The 15,674-nt window shown below is 72.5% G+C and carries 15 protein-coding genes; 9 read left to right on the top strand and 6 right to left on the bottom strand.

Annotated elements, in window-relative coordinates:
• Positions 1-77: 77 nt before the first annotated feature.
• Both ABZT47_RS02505 and ABZT47_RS02500 read right to left on the bottom strand, forming a co-directional pair.
• A complete protein-coding gene (locus ABZT47_RS02505) occupies positions 78-530 on the bottom strand; it encodes a flavin reductase family protein (protein ID WP_354835283.1) in 453 nt (150 codons plus the stop codon).
• Between the two features lie 865 nt (positions 531-1,395).
• A complete protein-coding gene (locus ABZT47_RS02500) occupies positions 1,396-1,740 on the bottom strand; it encodes a hypothetical protein (protein ID WP_354835281.1) in 345 nt (114 codons plus the stop codon).
• A 148-nt stretch (positions 1,741-1,888) separates the two neighbouring features.
• Between ABZT47_RS02500 and ABZT47_RS02495 the strand changes: the two genes are divergently transcribed.
• The 4 genes from ABZT47_RS02495 to ABZT47_RS02480 all read left to right on the top strand — a co-directional run bounded on the left by ABZT47_RS02495 (position 1,889) and on the right by ABZT47_RS02480 (position 5,534).
• The gene (locus ABZT47_RS02495; protein WP_354835279.1) at positions 1,889-2,638 is read left to right on the top strand and encodes a GntR family transcriptional regulator; all 750 of its coding nucleotides are present in this window, start codon (positions 1,889-1,891) and stop codon (positions 2,636-2,638) included.
• Positions 2,639-2,837: 199 nt separating this feature from the next.
• Entirely contained in the window at positions 2,838-3,449 is a 612-nt protein-coding gene (locus tag ABZT47_RS02490) for a GNAT family N-acetyltransferase (protein WP_354835277.1), read from the top strand.
• A 152-nt stretch (positions 3,450-3,601) separates the two neighbouring features.
• The gene (locus tag ABZT47_RS02485) at positions 3,602-4,282 is read left to right on the top strand and encodes a copper homeostasis protein CutC (protein ID WP_354835275.1); all 681 of its coding nucleotides are present in this window, start codon (positions 3,602-3,604) and stop codon (positions 4,280-4,282) included.
• A gap of 1 nt (position 4,283) precedes the next feature.
• On the top strand, positions 4,284-5,534 hold the full coding sequence (locus ABZT47_RS02480; protein ID WP_354835273.1) for an aldolase: 1,251 nt from the start codon (positions 4,284-4,286) through the stop codon (positions 5,532-5,534).
• Here ABZT47_RS02480 and ABZT47_RS02475 read toward each other — a convergent pair.
• Positions 5,478-6,800 carry an FAD-dependent oxidoreductase gene (locus ABZT47_RS02475; protein ID WP_354835271.1) on the bottom strand — a complete coding sequence of 441 codons (1,323 nt, stop codon included), beginning with the start codon at positions 6,798-6,800 and terminating at the stop codon, positions 5,478-5,480. The two genes, ABZT47_RS02480 and ABZT47_RS02475, sit on opposite strands and share 57 nt — an antisense overlap.
• A gap of 226 nt (positions 6,801-7,026) precedes the next feature.
• On the opposite strand from ABZT47_RS02475, the gene ABZT47_RS02470 reads away from it, so the two are divergent.
• Complete coding sequence (locus tag ABZT47_RS02470) at positions 7,027-8,793, top strand: proline--tRNA ligase (RefSeq protein WP_354835269.1); 1,767 nt, start codon at positions 7,027-7,029, stop codon at positions 8,791-8,793.
• A gap of 197 nt (positions 8,794-8,990) precedes the next feature.
• Here ABZT47_RS02470 and ABZT47_RS02465 read toward each other — a convergent pair whose 3' ends face one another.
• From ABZT47_RS02465 to ABZT47_RS02455, 3 genes are all read right to left on the bottom strand, one after another.
• Positions 8,991-9,182, bottom strand: a complete 192-nt coding sequence (locus ABZT47_RS02465) for a DUF4236 domain-containing protein (RefSeq protein ID WP_354835267.1) — start codon at positions 9,180-9,182, stop codon at positions 8,991-8,993.
• A 79-nt stretch (positions 9,183-9,261) separates the two neighbouring features.
• Entirely contained in the window at positions 9,262-9,738 is a 477-nt protein-coding gene (locus tag ABZT47_RS02460) for a ferritin-like domain-containing protein (RefSeq protein ID WP_354835265.1), read from the bottom strand.
• Positions 9,735-10,250 (bottom strand): hypothetical protein, encoded by a 516-nt coding sequence (locus tag ABZT47_RS02455; protein WP_354835263.1) that lies wholly within the window; start codon positions 10,248-10,250, stop codon positions 9,735-9,737. The genes ABZT47_RS02460 and ABZT47_RS02455 overlap by 4 nt, the downstream gene beginning before the upstream one ends.
• Positions 10,251-10,436: 186 nt before the next feature.
• Here ABZT47_RS02455 and rimP point away from each other — a divergent pair, with 186 nt between their 5' ends.
• The 4 genes from rimP to infB all read left to right on the top strand — a co-directional run bounded on the left by rimP (position 10,437) and on the right by infB (position 15,648).
• Positions 10,437-10,952, top strand: coding sequence for a ribosome maturation factor RimP (gene rimP / locus ABZT47_RS02450; RefSeq protein ID WP_354835261.1), 516 nt, complete (start codon positions 10,437-10,439; stop codon positions 10,950-10,952).
• 23 nt (positions 10,953-10,975) lie between these two features.
• Positions 10,976-11,977, top strand: coding sequence for a transcription termination factor NusA (gene nusA, locus ABZT47_RS02445; protein ID WP_354835259.1), 1,002 nt, complete (start codon positions 10,976-10,978; stop codon positions 11,975-11,977).
• Positions 11,943-12,254: a YlxR family protein gene (locus ABZT47_RS02440; RefSeq protein ID WP_354835257.1), complete on the top strand. Its 312-nt coding sequence runs from the start codon at positions 11,943-11,945 to the stop codon at positions 12,252-12,254. The genes nusA and ABZT47_RS02440 overlap by 35 nt, the downstream gene beginning before the upstream one ends.
• A gap of 151 nt (positions 12,255-12,405) precedes the next feature.
• The gene (gene infB / locus ABZT47_RS02435; protein WP_354835255.1) at positions 12,406-15,648 is read left to right on the top strand and encodes a translation initiation factor IF-2; all 3,243 of its coding nucleotides are present in this window, start codon (positions 12,406-12,408) and stop codon (positions 15,646-15,648) included.
• Positions 15,649-15,674 lie beyond the last annotated feature (26 nt).

The following is a 15,674-nucleotide window of genomic DNA, read 5'->3' as shown; positions in this document are numbered from 1 at the left end:
CGGCCCGTCCATACCGACTGGTCGGTCTGGACAGTGGGACCCCAAGTGGCGTTGGTCGGTGCGCCCGAGCGGCGGGGTCAGGCGTCGAAGCGGCCGTAGTCGCCGCGGAAGAACAGCAGGGGGCCGTGGTCGGCGTGCGCGTCCAGCGCCAGCACGCGGGCCACGACGATGATGTGGTCGCCCGCCGGGTGCTCGGACTCGATCGCGCAGTCGAGCCAGGCCAGCGCGCCTTCGAACAGCGGGCCGCCTCCCGGCGACGGCCTCCACGACAGGCCGGTGAACTTGTCGGAGACCCTGGCGGCGAGCCGCCTGCTCACGTGCTCCTGCCGCTCGGACAGGACGTTCACGCAGAGGGTGGGCGCGGCCTTCATGCGCGGCCAGGTCGTGCTGGCGGTCGAGACGCAGAAGGACACGAGCGGCGGATCCAGCGACACCGAGGTGAAGGAGTTCACCGCCAGGCCGCGGGGTGCGCCGTCGGCCGGGTCGATCGCCGTCACCGCGACCACGCCGGTGGCGAACCTGCCGAGCACGTTCCTGAAGTGCCGGGGGTCGGACGCGTCGCCTCCCGCGGACGACGTGCCGGGCGCCGGCGCGTGTCCGTTCTCAGGGTGCGGTCGGTTCTCAGGGTGCGGTCGGTGTCCGTTATCGGGGGGCGAACGGTGTCCGTTATCGGGGGTCTGAGAGCGTCGGTCGCCCGCCCCCGGGACGTGGCCGTCGGTCCCGGCGGAGTGGCGCCCGGCGGCCGGGGCGGGCGGCCCGCTCCGGCCGGAGACGTCCGGCCCGGGCGAGCCGGCGGCCCGCACGTAGGGGAGAGGGGGAAGGGGAGGCGGAGCGCTCTGCCTGTCGATCAACGCCCGGTCCCTCCTGGAAGGCTGCCCCGCGCGGCCGGGCGGGTCGGTCCGCCCGGCGAGGGTGCCGCGATTCAGCATGCAACCTCAACCGTGGTTCAGGTCAAGGCCGCGACGTGTGACGCAGGCCACGCCCGCGCCCGCGGTCCCGGCGCGCGCCGCCGGGCGGCGGTGCCGATGGAGAGCCGGCGAGCGGCCCTGGCGAGGACGGAGGAGCGGCCGTGACCAGGGCCGGAAGGACGGCTCCATCAAGAGCGGGCCGGCCGCGAGGGAACAGGAAGCGGCCGCGACGAGGAACCGGGGAGGGCCGGTGCGGGACGGGAAGCGTCACGAGGAACCGGGGGCCGGGCTCGGGACGGGGAGCCGCCGTGACGGGGGGGCGGGGAGCGCCGTGAGGGGGCGGGGAACGGCCTTGACGGGGGGAAGGGCCGTGGCCGACGGTGATGGCGGAAGGCGTGTCCTGGCGGGCGTGGGGGACCCGCCAGGACACGTTCCGCCCCGGCGCGACTTCCAGGACCCCGGCGAGGGTTGGGGTCCTGGCCGTCGTTTACCGCACGGAGTCTGTGGGCGGCCGGTCGCCGGAGTCGTGGGCCCGGGAATCCTCGGGCTCCTCCTCGACCGGCCGGCGGAGATGGCGCTTGACGAGCTGCGCGGCGCCGACGGGGTCATCGGACGGATGGGTGACCGTGAGGCCGTCCTCGTTCCACACGAACGACCCGCTGCGGCACCACACGGTCAGCCCGGTGGTCACCGACAGCACCGACATCCCGTTCGCGCTGCTCTGGTAGGTGTGGGTGAACCCCTCCCGGTGCAGCGCGTAGCGCAGTAGACGCGTCGCCTCGCGGGGATCGTGCCAGGGCAGATATGGCGTGCCCGCCCGGACTGCCAGCACAGGCCCTCACCCCTCGCCGCCTCTTTGATGGATTTGTACCAACGTTTGGATAATGCGGTGTGGAGACGCTTGGGTCAAGGGGTTGTTTGCCGTCAGATCGAGATCGTCTAAATTCGTAGGTACAAAAGGACGCAACCGTAGGTGAGATTTGGCACGGTCGACGCTGTACCAGCAGGTGGCCGGCGAGCTACGCAGGGCGATTTACTCCGGCGAGCTCGGGCCGGGCGCCCAGCTGCCGACGGAGATGGACCTCATGGACAGCCATGAGGTCAGTCGCAACACGGTACGGCTCGCCCTGGCCGAGCTGGAGAACGAGGGTCTGATCACCCGGATGCGCCGGCGCGGCAGCTTCGTTCGCGACCGCCGCGCGCTTCTCATGCGTCCCCAGGCCGAGCTCAACACCCCGCCGGGCGTGCTGCGCCGGGAGGCGTTCGCCGAGGCGGTCACCAAGGAGGGCCGCAAGCCCGGCCAGGAGATCGAGGTCTCGATCGTGGAGCCGCCCGAGGAGATCGCCGCGAGGCTGGAGCTGGAGGAGCACGCGCTCGCGGTGGTGCGGCGGCGGCTGCGCTATGTCGACGACCAGCCCTACAACACCAACGACTCCTACTTCCCGCACACGCTGGTGCGCGATTCCGAGATCGCCCGTCCGGCGGACATCACGCGTGGGGCCAACCGCGTGCTGGAGGAACTGGGTCACCGCCAGGTCCGCGTCGTGGACGACATCTCGGCTCGTATGCCGACTCCTGAGGAATCCGCCCGCCTGCAACTCGAACCTGGTACCCCTGTTGTCGTATATGTCCGAGTTGGCTACGACCGTGAGGGCACCCCGGTCCGGGTCGCCTTGTCGGTACTGCCCGCCGACAAGCATCTGATCAGGTACGAGCTCGCACTGAGCTGACCTCGCGCGCGCCGTCTCGCTTCGCGACGCGGCCGCGCCGTCCTGCCGCCGGCGCGGGCCGGGGCCGCCATCGCGGCCCTTGACGCCCACAGGCCCGGCGGCTGACGCCGTTCACTCCGGCCTTGACTGATAGGGCCGCGCCCCCGGTCGAGCACGTTCGGTGTTCGAGGCGCTACACACGGCGACGAAAGGACGAGTCATGTACTCCCACACCCTCCAGCAGGCCGGTTCCCTCACGCTGCGTAATGCCACCCCCGACGACCTGCCCGGCGTTCTCGCGCTACTGGCGGAGACGGCGGGCTGGCTGCACACCCGGGGCATCCGCCAGTGGCCGGCCGACGGCTTCCCGGCCGCGCGCATCGAGCCGCTGATCGCCGAGGGGACCATGTACGTGCTGGACGACGAGGACGCCCGCCAGGAGGGAGAGATCCGCGTCCCCGCCGCCACCATGGCCCTGGACGACCACGCCGACCCGGAGTTCTGGCGGCGCGCCGACCACCCCGAATCGGGCCTGTACGTCCACAAGCTGGCCGTCAAGCGGGCCTTCGCCGGGTCCGGCCTCGGAGGGGCGCTGCTCGACTGGGCGGCTCTGCGCGTGGCGGCCACCGGCCGGCGGTGGCTGCGGCTCGACTGCTCCAAGAACAACCCGGGCCTTCAGGGGTACTACCGCAAGCTCGGGTTCCGGCACGTCCGCACGGTGGACCTCCCGCACCGCGCCTCGGGTGCGCTGTTCCAGCGGGCCGCCGACCTGGCGTCCCCGGCGCTGCCGCACGCGCGGCGCCGCAGGTCCGCGCATGTGGCGACCCACTGAACCGCCTGCCCGGCGGCACTTTCCGGCGGTGGATCGGATCATGGTGCCCCCGGAACAGATCATGATGTAGCCGGCCTACCTCGGACCATTGGCCGGCTTGCGGGTGGTAGCGGTCCATCTATGGACAAGAGGGTCCGATAACCTCAGGACCCATGACCGGATCGCTGCTCGAGGTGATCGCGCTGAACGTGCGCGACGCCGTGGCCGCAGAGGACGGCGGCGCGGACCGCCTGGAGATCGTGGCCGACATGTCCGTCGGCGGGCTCACCCCCGCCCCGGAGACCGTGGCGGCGATCGCCAAGAAGTCCGCGCTGCCGCAGATGGTGATGCTCCGCTCCAACGCCGGCTACGGCGTCACCCCGGAGGAACTGGAGGGCCTGGAGCGCGACGCGCGCGTCCTGGCCGACGCCGGAGCGGCGGGGTTCGTCTTCGGCTTCCTCGACGAGGAGGGGAAGGTGGACCTGGCGGCCACCGAGGCGCTGATCCAGGCCGTCACGCCGCTGCCCTGGACCTTCCACCGGGCCGTGGACAACGCGGCCGACGTGCAGGCGGGCTGGCGCGCCGTGCGGCTGCTGCCCAACCTCGCCACCGTGCTCACCTCCGGCGACCCCTCGGGCATCGCCGCGGGGCTGCCGGTGCTGCGGTCGCGCGCCGAGGCGGGCGACGCGCCGATCATCCTGGCCGGCGGCGGGCTCCGGCCCCACCTGGTCCCCCCACTTCTCGACTACGGCGTGCGCGCCTTCCACATCGGCAGCGCCGCGCGCTCGTCCTGGTCCGACCCGGTCGACGCCGAGCGCGTCCGGCGCTGGCGCGACCTGGTGGACACGATCTGAGGTGCGCCTGACCCTGGGCGGCCACGACGTGCCGGGCGTGGACGCCGCCCTGGCCGAGCAGGCGCGGCGCTACCCCGCGACCGGCGCCTCCTGGCAGCCGGTGCACACCGTGTACGTGCCCGCCGACCGCATCGTCGCGGAGACCGTGCAGGCGTGGGGCGAGGAGGCCCTGAGCCTGCTGGAGCGCCACCTGCCCGGCGGCGCGGCCCTGCCGGCGCTCTTCGGGCCCGCCGCGGCGGAGACGGCCGATGACGTCCGCGGCCGGGTGGCCCGCAAGCTCGCCCGCGAGCCCGTCGAGGACCTGCGGATCGACTTCGAGGACGGGTACGGGACGCGCCCGGCGGCCGAGGAGGACGAGCACGCCGTCCGGGCCGCCGAGGCGGTCGCCGCCATGCACGCCGCCGGTACGCTGCCGCGCCGCTGGGGGCTGCGGGTCAAGTCGTTCGCCGACGGGGACCCGGCCCGCAGCCTGCGCACCCTCGACGGCTTCCTCACCGAGGTCGCCGTCCGGGCCGGCGGGCTGCCGCCCGGTTTCACGGTCACCTTCCCCAAGGTCCTCATGGAGACCTACCTCGGGCGGTTCGCCGGGTGCCTGGCCTCTCTGGAGGAGGGACTGGGGCTCGCGTCCGGCACGCTGCGCTTCGAGATGCAGGTGGAGGCGCCGCAGACCGTGCTCTTCCTCGCCCGCTCGCCCGACCTGGTGCCGTCTTTGGGCGGGCGCCTGGCCGCGGCGCACTTCGGGGTGTTCGACTACACCGCCGCCTGCGGGCTCCCGCCCGCCGAGCAGCGCCTTGACCATCCGGTCTGCGACCACGCCCGCGAGGTGATGCGCGTCGCGCTCGCCGGCACCGGGGTCGAGCTGTCGGACGGCTCGCTGGCCGCCTCACCCGCCTCCGGCTCGACGCGGGACGTGCACGCGCTGTGGCGGGCGCACGCCGGCATGGTGCGTCACTCGCTGCGCCACGGGTTCTACCAGGGCTGGGACATGCACCCCTCGCACCTGGTCAGCCGGTACGCCACCGTGTACGCCTTCCACCTGGCGACCCGCGACGCCTACGCCGAGCGCGTCCGCGCCTGGGAGGAGCGGCGCGACGCCGGCGGCGGCGTGATGGAGGAACCCGCGACCATCAAGACCCTGGCCGCCGCCCTCCGCCGCGCCGGCCACGCCCTCGGGGCCCCCGTCGCGGAAGGCGGATCAGGGTTCGGGGGTGGAGGGGGTGAAGGCGGCGAGCATGGCGGGGCGGCCTACTAGCTTGACGTGTTCGCCGCGGCCCAGGGACAGGGCCAGGGCCGCCTCGGCGGCCTCGATGGCCAGCCAGTTCGCGTAGGTCACCGGACGCACCCCGCGCGCGGCCAGTACGTCCTCCAGCCGGGCGCCCGGCTCGGGCCGCTCAGGACGCGCGGTGAGGTCGGCCAGCAAGGTGCGCACGGTCTCGGCGGCGTCGGACTTGTTGGTGCCGATGACGCCGGTCGGCCCGCGCTTGAGCCAGCCCGCGACGTACTGCCCCTCGCCGACCCGCCCGGCCGTGTTGGGCACGGTCATCGTCGCGGTGTCGAACGGCACCCCCGGCAGCGGGACGCTCTGGTAGCCCACCGAGCGCAGCACCATGCCGGCCGGGATCGTCTCGTACTCGCCGGTGCCCACGACCCGGCCCTCCGAAAGGCGCGTGCGCTCAAGCCGCAGCGCCTCGACCCTGCCCGCGCCGAGGATCTCCACCGGGCGCAGCCAGAACCGCACGTCCAGCCGGCGGGGCCGGCCGGACGGGGTCCGCGACGACCAGGACCTCAGGACCTCCACGTTGCCCCGGATCTGCCGCGACAGCTCGCCCAGCTCGCCCGACCCGGCCTCGTCCGGACGGACGAGCACGTCGCAGTTGGTCAGCTCGCCGAGTTCGCGAAGCTCCTTGAGCGTGAACTTGGCGTGCTCGGGACCCCGTCTGCCGATCATGTGGATGGTCGTCACCTGGCTCTTGGCCAGCCGGTCGAGGACCTCCTGCGGCACGTCGGTGGAGCGCAGTTCGTCGGCCGTCTTGGCCAGGATGCGCACCACGTCGACCGCCACGTTGCCGACCCCGATCACCGCCACCTCGGCGCTGTCGAGGGAGAAGGCGTCGGGCGGCACGTCGGGGTGACCGCAGTACCAGTTGACGAAGTCGGTGGCGGCCACGCTGCCGGGGAGGTCCTCGCCGGCGATGCCGAGATGCCGGTCGACCATCGCGCCCGTGCAGTAGACCACCGCGTCGTAGCAGGCGGCGAGATCGTCGACCGTGACGTCGGAGCCCAGCTCCACACCGCCGAGGAAGCGCACCGACGGCAGCTCCAGCACTTTGCGCAGGTAGCCGGCGATCGACTTGATCGAGGTGTGGTCGGGGGCGACGCCGTACCTCACCAGCCCGTACGGGGTGGGCAGGCGGTCCAGGACGTCGATCTCGACGGGCTCGCCCGCCTGCTTGGTCAGGGCCTCGGCCGTGTAGATACCGGCGGGACCCGATCCGACGATCGCCACGCGCAGCGACATGCGGCCTCCTTAACGGGACCTGCCGGCCCCGCGACGTCTTGCGCCGATTCTCGCCCAGGCGGGTCCTCCCGACCAGACTCGCACGCCGAGGGCGCTCGCAATAATCCGGTCGGGCCACCCGGCGACGGCGGCGGGCGCCACCGGGTGAGCGGCATAAATTCGGCCGGCGGTCCCGCGGGACTCGATAGCCTGTATACCTGTCAACCACCGCGACCGAGGAGTAGCCGTGCTGCTGCGTATGTCCACCCTGTTCCTGCGCACCCTGCGTGAGGATCCGGCGGACGCGGAAGTGCCGAGCCACAAGCTGCTCGTCCGCGCCGGCTACGTCCGCCGCGTCGCCCCGGGCATCTACTCGTGGCTGCCCCTCGGCAAGATCGTCATGGAGAACGTCGCCCGCGTCGTGCGCGAGGAGATGAACGCCATCGGCGGCCAGGAGGTCCTGTTCCCCGCGCTGCTGCCCCGTGAGTACTACGAGGCGACCGGCCGCTGGACCGAGTACGGCGACACGCTGTTCCGGCTGAAGGACCGCAAGGGCGCCGACTACCTGCTCGGCCCCACCCACGAAGAGATGTTCACCGACATGGTCAAGGGGGAGTACTCCTCCTATAAGGACTATCCGGTCATCCTCTATCAAGTCCAGACGAAGTACCGCGACGAGGCCCGGCCCCGGGCCGGCATCCTGCGCGGGCGCGAGTTCGTCATGAAGGACTCCTACTCCTTCGACCTCGCCGACGACGGCCTCAAGCGCTCCTACGAGCTGCACCGCGAGGCCTACATCAAGATGTTCGACCGGCTCGGCATCCACTACAAGATCTGCTTCGCGATGTCCGGCGCGATGGGCGGCTCGGCCTCCGAGGAGTTCCTCGCGCCCACCCCCACCGGCGAGGACACCTTCGTGGCCTGCCACAACTGCGGGTACGCCGCCAACGCCGAGGCCTTCACCACCCCCGCGCCCCCGGCCGTGACCGCCGAGCACCCCGCCATGGAGGTGCTGGACACCCCCGACACCCCGACCATCGACTCGCTGGTCTCCTTCGTCAACGAGCGCTACGGCCTCGGCGTCGGCGCCGCCGACACCCTGAAGAACGTCGTGGTCAAGGTGCGCACCCCCGGGTCCGGCGAGGCCGAGACGCTGGTCATCGGCGTGCCCGGCGACCGCGAGGTCGACTTCAAGCGGCTGGAGGCCTCGCTGTCGCCCGGCGTCCCCGAGATCTTCGAGGCCGCCGACTTCGCCAAGCACCCCGGCCTCGTGCGCGGCTACATCGGCCCGCAGGTCCTCAAGGGGCTCGGCATCCGCTACCTGGTGGACCCCCGGGTCGTGGCGGGCTCGTCCTGGGTCACCGGCGCCAACGAGCAGGGCCGGCACGCCGCCCACGTCGTCGCGGGCCGCGACTTCGAGCCCGACGGCACCATCGAGGCCGCCGAGGTGCGCGCCGGCGACTCCTGCCCCCGCTGCGCCCACCCGCTGTCCATCGACCGCGGCATCGAGATCGGCCACATCTTCCAGCTCGGCCGCAAGTACGCCGACGCCGCCGGCCTGGACGCCCTCGGCCCCGACGGCAAGCCCATCCGCATCACCATGGGCTCCTACGGGGTGGGCGTCTCGCGCGCCGTCGCGGTGCTCGCCGAGCAGAAGCACGACGAGCTCGGCCTGGTCTGGCCGCGCGAGATCGCGCCCGCCGACGTCCACATCGTCGGCACCGGCAAGGACAACCAGGTCGAGGTGGCGCTCGCGCTCGCCGAGGAGCTGGAGGGCAAGGGGCTGCGCGTCCTGGTCGACGACCGCCCCTCGGTCTCCCCGGGCGTGAAGTTCAAGGACGCCGAGCTGCTGGGCGTCCCCACCATTCTGATCATCGGCCGCGGGCTGGCCCAGGGAGTCGTGGAGCTGCGCGACCGCGCCTCGGGGACCAAGCAGGAGATCCCCCTGCCCGAGGCCGTCGGCCGCGTGCTGGCCGCCGCCACCGCCGAGCCGGAGCCCGCCCAGGGCGCCTGACGCCCGCGGCCCGGGCCGCCCGCGCCGCCTCGCGCGGCGCCCGCGCGCTCCGGGCGGCCGGCATGGAAACCCGGCCGGCATGGAAAAGGGCCCGCCGCCTCTCGGCCCGAGGCGGCGAGCCCCAACACGCACCGCGTCAGAGTCGAACTGCACGGCGCGCGGCTCGTGAACGCCGGGCCACCGGCCCGGCGACCGGTCTAACTACGGCTGCCGCCGAGCGTCTTGCGCCAGTGAAAGCCGCCCGGCAGGTTGACGGTGATGGTGCGCCGCCCGTCGGCGGTCTTGGTGACACGGAAGCCTCGTCCGCCATAGCTGTGTCCGACACCGCTGCGCGACAGGTTGAGCCTGAACGGCCCCATCTTGATCGACTTACGGTAACTCCAGCCCATGTGTCCCTCCGTGCGTTGCGATGGATCAGCAACTACCCCGCGCACCGATCGCAAACGTGGAGGTATGGGAGACAGTGCCTTACTGGTCGAGGGAGACGGGCGGAGAGCCGGTCGCCCGTCCCGCCGGAGAAGGGGCCGGCGCGGGCGCCGGGTGCCCCGGCAACGCGGCGATCACCGGCTGCCAGCCGTAGCCCCGCACGGCGCACTCTTGCATGGCCTGCGCGGCCAGCCGCCGCAGCGACAGATCGCCGACCGCGACCAGCTCGAGATAGGCCGCCGTCACGCGGTCTTCGACCAGCGCGGCCAGCCGGGCGGCCTCGCGCGGGGCGGTCACCGGGAACGGCAGCTCGTAGGCGGGGCCGGCCTCCGAGGGGGTGCCGCCCCTGGCCGCGATCAGGCCGCGGATCTGGTCGCGCCTGGCCCGGTGGGCGTTGAAGCCCGCCGTCGCCGTGGTGCGCTGGTCGCCGGAGGAGCGCGCGCCGACGACGCCGTAGGCGTAGACGGCCGCGTGCTCGGCGGCCAGCACCTTGTTCAGCTCGCTGAGGGCGTCGGTCACCTCGGCCTCGCCAGGGCCGCCGCGTGCGCGGCCTCGCACGCGCCGATGGAGGCGAGCAACTGGGCCAGCGGGGCGGAGACCGTGCGGACCTGCCGGACCCGGGCGGCCGCCGCCTTGCCCTCCATCTGCCTCAGCGTGCCGATGGAGACCGCCGCCGCCGAAGGAGAGCCGCCCGCCGAGGCCGACGGCGTGGGCGTGCCCGCCGGAGGCGGCACCGGGGCGGGCAGGCGGCGCCGCAGCTCGGCCAGGTGGGCCTCATGGCGCTGCTGGAACGGCTGGAGCCTCGCGGCGGTCTTGGCGTTCGCGCGGGCCGCCTGCCGGTAGAGGGCGACCATCTGCTCCTTGTCGGCGATGACGCCGGTGAGCAGCACCGTCTCGGCATCGGGCGGCCGCGGCGTGGGCGCGGCGCCCGGCGCCGGCCCCGCGCCGGAGCATCCGGCCACGGAGGCGGCGACCGCCGCGACCGCGGTGCCGCGCAGCACCACGCGCCGGGTCAGGGCACGCTGACGCACGGTGCGGCCTCCTTGTGAATGACGGCTTTTCCTGGCTTGGCACATAGCATCGTACGGCGCGTCGCCCGGTGGGTAACCGAGTGACGCTCTTTCCGTGCCCCGGTGTCGATAGGCTGGTGAACCGTTGGGCGAGGTACGCATTCGGCCGTCCCTTGAGACGGCCGTTGAAACAACTGGGAGGTCAGCATGGGCGCAGACGCTCGACGTGACCGCCTGATCAAGCTTCTTGAACCCGTCGCGGCCTCCGAGGGCCTCGATCTTGAAGATGTCATCGTCACCCCGGCGGGCAAGCGGCGCCTCCTGCGCGTCATCGTGGACGGCGACGACGGCGTCAGCCTCGACAAGGTCGCCGACATCAGCCAGATGGTGTCGCAGGCACTCGATGACAGCGACGTGATGGGCGGCAGCCCGTACGTGCTGGAGGTCTCCTCGCCCGGGGTCGACCGCCCGCTCACCGAGCCGCGCCACTGGCGCCGCGCCAAGGGCAGGCTGGTGAAGGCCGACCTGCGTGACGGCACCTCGTTGGAGGGCCGCGTCCTGGCCGTCGGCGACACCGGCGTCGAGCTGTCGGTGGGGGAGGCCTCACGCCCGCTGGCGTGGGAAGAGCTGGCCAAGGGGCGGGTGCAGGTTGAGTTCCGCCGGCTCGACGACGAGACGGATGATGAAGACGACGCCGGCGACGACGACGGCGATGAGGGCTAGGGGGGAGCCTTGTGGACATTGACATGAGCGTCCTGCGCAGCCTGGAGCGGGAGAAGGACATTTCCTTCGACCTGGTCGTCAAGGCCATCGAGGACGCGCTTCTGATCGCGTACTTCCGCACCGAGGGGGCGGCGGCCAAGGCTCGCGCCGAGCTCGACCGCACCTCCGGGCACGTGACCATCCTGGCGGCCGAGCTCGACGACGAGGGCCAGATCGCCAGGGAGTACGACGACACCCCCGGCAACTTCAGCCGCATCGCCGCGACCACGGCCAAGCAGGTCATCCTGCAGCAGCTCAGGGACGCCGAGGACGAGATCAACTTCGGCGAGTTCGCCAGCCGCGAGGGCGAGCTGGTCGCCGGGGTCATCCAGCAGGGCAAGGACCCCCGGGTGGTGCTGGTCGACCTGGGCAAGATCGAGGCGATCCTGCCGCACAACGAGCAGGTCCCCGGCGAGGACTACGTGCACGGCGAGCGCCTGCGCTGCTATGTGGTGCAGGTGAAGAAGGGTCACAAGGGCCCCTCGGTCACGCTGTCGCGCACGCACCCGAACCTGGTGAAGAAGCTCTTCGCGCTGGAGGTGCCCGAGATCGCCGACGGCACCGTGGAGATCGCCGCCATCGCCCGCGAGGCCGGCCACCGCACCAAGATCGCGGTCCGCTCGCGCCGGGGCGGGGTCAACGCCAAGGGCGCGTGCATCGGCCCGATGGGGTCACGGGTGCGCAACGTCATGACCGAGCTGCACGGCGAGAAGATCGACATCATCGACTGGTCGGACGATCCTGCCGACTTCGTCGGGAATGCCCTGTCGCCGGCGCGGGTTTCACATGTCGAGGTGATCGATCTCGATGGTCGCGTCGCCCGGGTGACCGTGCCCGACTACCAGCTCTCGCTCGCGATCGGCAAAGAGGGGCAGAACGCCCGGCTGGCCGCTCGCCTCACCGGGTGGCGCATCGACATCCGGCCCGATACCCAGGCGCCCGCCGCAGGGGATGCCGTCGGCCCCGCCGATGCCTCCACAAGGTAAGCTTGAGTACGGTGGCCGGGCGGCCCCGCTGAGAACGTGTGTGGGCTGCCGGGTTCGCACGGTAAAGTCCGAGCTGCTCCGCCTGGTGGTGGTCGGGAGTGAGATCATTCCCGACCAGCGAGGACGGCTTCAGGGCCGAGGTGCATATCTGCACCGGGCGCTGAGCTGCCTGGAGCTCGCCGAACGTCGCCGGGCGTTTCCGCGTTCGTTCCGAGTCGCGGAGTCGCTTGACGCGGCGTGTCTGCGCGCTCACCTGGTAGGGCTTGACGCCGAGTAGGACCGGGTGAATGGTTACCAACTGTCATGTAAGACGCCGAGTCGATGGGCGGGTCAGATAGCGATGAGCGCCTGATGAGCATGCGGCGATGAGTACGTCTAGGTAGCGACGGTCCGGCGGCACAGCCTCCCGGGCCGAGTTAGGGAGTGCAGTGGCGAAGGTCCGAGTCTACGAGCTCGCCAAGGAGTTCGGAGTAGAGAGCAAGGTCGTGATGGCCAAGCTCCAAGAAATGGGCGAGTTCGTGCGATCGGCGTCTTCAACGATAGAAGCGCCGGTGGTCCGCAAGCTTACGGAGGCCCTGAAGGGGTCCTCCGATTCCAGGGGCGGCGACAGGTCGTCCAGGGCGCCGAAGGCGTCCCCCCGGCCGGCTCCGAGCCAGGCCGGCAACGGCGCGCCCGCGCCGGGTCAGGGTGTTCCGCGACCGGGCCCCAGCCCGCGTCCCGGCCCTGGTCCGCGCCCGGGTCCGGCGAACGTCGCGCCGCGCCCGCCAGTTCCGATGCCCCACGTGAACCAGCCTCCGCAGGAGGCCCCCCGCCCGGCCGCGCCGCGTCCCGAGGCCGCGCGCACCGAGGCTCCGCGCCCCGCCGCGCCGCGTCCTGAGGCCGCTCGCGCCGAGGCCCCCCGCACCGAGGCCCCTCGGTTCGAGGCCCCGCGTTCCGACGCCCGCCCGGCCTCGCCCGGCGCGCGTCCGGGTTCCGGCCCGAAGCCCGGCCCCCGTCCGGGTCCGGCCGCTCCGCGCTCCGGCGCCCCGGCGGCGTCCGGTGGCGGTGCTCCGAGCGCTCCGAGCGCTCCTGGCGCTCCGGCGGGTCCGCGTTCCGGCGCCCCGGGCTCCGGGGCTCCGCGTCCGGGCGGCCCGAAGCCGGGTCCGCGCGGCCCGCGTCCGGGCAACAACCCGTTCTCCTCGACCGCGAGCGGCATGGGCCAGCGCCCGCCGCGTCCGGGCCGTGAGGGCGGTGGCCCTCCCGGCCGCGACGGCGCTCCCCGTGAGGGCGGTCCCCGCGAGCCGCGCCGAGATGGCGCCGGTCCGCGCGAGCCGCGCCGCGAGGGTCCCCGCGACGGCGCGATGCCGCGTCCGCCGGGCGCGCGTTCCGGCCCGCCCGGAGCGGCGGGTCCGCGTCCGGGTCCCGGCGCCGGCGGGCCGCGTCCCGGTCCCGGTGCGGGCGGCCCCCGTCCCGGTGGGCCGCGTCCGAACCCGATGATGATGCCTTCGCGCCCGTCCGGCCCCGGCCAGGGCGGTGGCGGCGGTGGCGGTGGCCGTCCCGGTGGCGGCGGCGGTCGTCCCGGTGGCGGCGGTGGCCGTCCCGGCGGTGGCGGTGGCGGTGGCGCCGGTCGTCCTGGTGGCGGCGGCTTCAGCGGCCCCCGCACGGGCACCGGCGGTCGTCCCGGCGGTGGCGCCGGCGCGGGTGCCGGTGGCGGCGGCGGTTTCGCCGGTCGTCCCGGTGGCGGCGGTGCCCGCGGCCGCGGCGGCACGGCGGGAGCCTTCGGGCGTCCCGGCGGCCGTCCGACGCGCGGACGCAAGTCCAAGCGCCAGAGGCGTCAAGAGTTCGACAACATGCAGGCCCCGTCGATCGGCGGCGTGCAGGTCCCCCGTGGCACCGGCCAGACCCTGCGCCTGCCGCGCGGAGCCTCGCTGTCCGACTTCGCCGACAAGATCGGTGCGAACCCCGCCTCGCTGGTGCAGATCATGCTGCACCTCGGCGAGATGGTGACCGCCACCCAGTCGGTGAACGAGGAGACCCTGCAGCTTCTCGGCGCCGAGCTCAACTACGCCATCCAGGTCGTCAGCCCGGAGGAGGAGGACCGCGAGCTTCTCGAGGCCTTCGACATCGAGTTCGGCGAGGACGAGGGCGACGAGAGCGACCTCGCGGCACGCCCGCCGGTCGTGACCGTCATGGGTCACGTCGACCACGGTAAGACCAAGCTGCTGGACGCCATCCGCAACACCAACGTGGTGGCCCGTGAGGCCGGTGGCATCACCCAGCACATCGGCGCCTACCAGGTCGCGACCGAGCACGAAGGCCAGGAGCGCAAGATCACCTTCATCGACACCCCGGGTCACGAGGCGTTCACCGCCATGCGTGCCCGTGGTGCGCAGGCGACCGACATCGCCGTGCTGGTGGTCGCCGCCGACGACGGTGTGAAGCCGCAGACCATCGAGGCCCTCAACCACGCCCACGCGGCGGAGGTGCCGATCGTGGTCGCGGTCAACAAGATCGACAAGGAGGGCGCCGACCCGACGAAGGTTCGCGCCCAGCTCACCGAGTACGGTCTGGTGGCCGAGGAGTACGGCGGCTCGACGATGTTCGTCGACATCAGCGCCAAGCAGGGCCTCGGCATCGACGACCTGCTCGAGGCGATCCTGCTGACCGCCGACGCCGAGCTCGACCTTCGGGCCAACCCGACGATGGACGCCCAGGGCATCGCGATCGAGGCTCACCTGGACAAGGGCCGTGGCCCCGTGGCGACCGTGCTCGTGCAGCGCGGCACCCTGCGGGTCGGCGACTCCATCGTCTGTGGCGAGGCCTTCGGCCGCGTCCGGGCGATGCTGGACGACAGCGGCGAGCAGGTCACCGAGGCCGACCCGTCGCGTCCGGTCCTGGTGCTGGGCCTGACGGCCGTGCCGAGCGCCGGTGACAACTTCATCGTCGTCACCGACGACCGCATGGCCCGCCAGATCGCCCAGCAGCGGGCGGCCCGGCAGCGCATCGCCGACATGGCGAGGTCCAGCCGTCGGCGCACCCTCGAAGAGCTGTTCAGCGACCTGGAGAAGGGCAAGGTCGACGAGCTCAAGCTCATCATCAAGGGTGACGTCTCCGGTTCCGTGGAGGCCCTGGAGGACGCGCTGCTCAAGATCGATGTCGGCGACGAGGTGCGCCTGCGGGTGCTCCATCGTGCGGTCGGCGCGATCACCGAGTACGACGTCAACCTGGCGATCGCGGACGACAACGCCGTCATCATCGGCTTCAACGTGCGGCCCGAGGTCCGGGCGCGCGACCTGGCCGAGCGCGAGGGCGTCGACATCCGCTACTACTCGGTCATCTACCAGGCGATCGAGGAGATCGAGGCGGCCCTGAAGGGCATGCTCAAGCCGGAGTTCGAGGAGGCCCAGACGGGCACCGCCGAAGTCCGCGAGGTCTTCAAGGTCCCGAAGATCGGCAACGTGGCGGGCTGTCTGGTCCGCTCGGGCACGATCACCCGCAACAGCAAGGCGCGCATCATCCGCGACGGCGTCGTCGTGGCCGACAACCTCACCGTCTCGTCGCTCCGCCGCTTCAAGGACGACTCGACCGAGGTCCGCGAGGGCTTCGAGTGTGGTATCGGTCTCGGCTACAACGACATCAAGATCGACGACGTCATCGAGACGTTCGAGATGCGGGAGAAGCCGCGCGCCTGACGGCGGTGACGGACACGACGGAGGGT

The organism is Sphaerisporangium sp. NPDC005289, assembly GCF_040607455.1.
In the GTDB taxonomy this organism is placed as follows: Bacteria; Actinomycetota; Actinomycetes; order Streptosporangiales; family Streptosporangiaceae; genus Sphaerisporangium; species Sphaerisporangium rhizosphaerae.
Note: the sequence above shows the minus strand (reverse complement) of the source record. Positions and strands in the feature narration are given on the sequence as shown.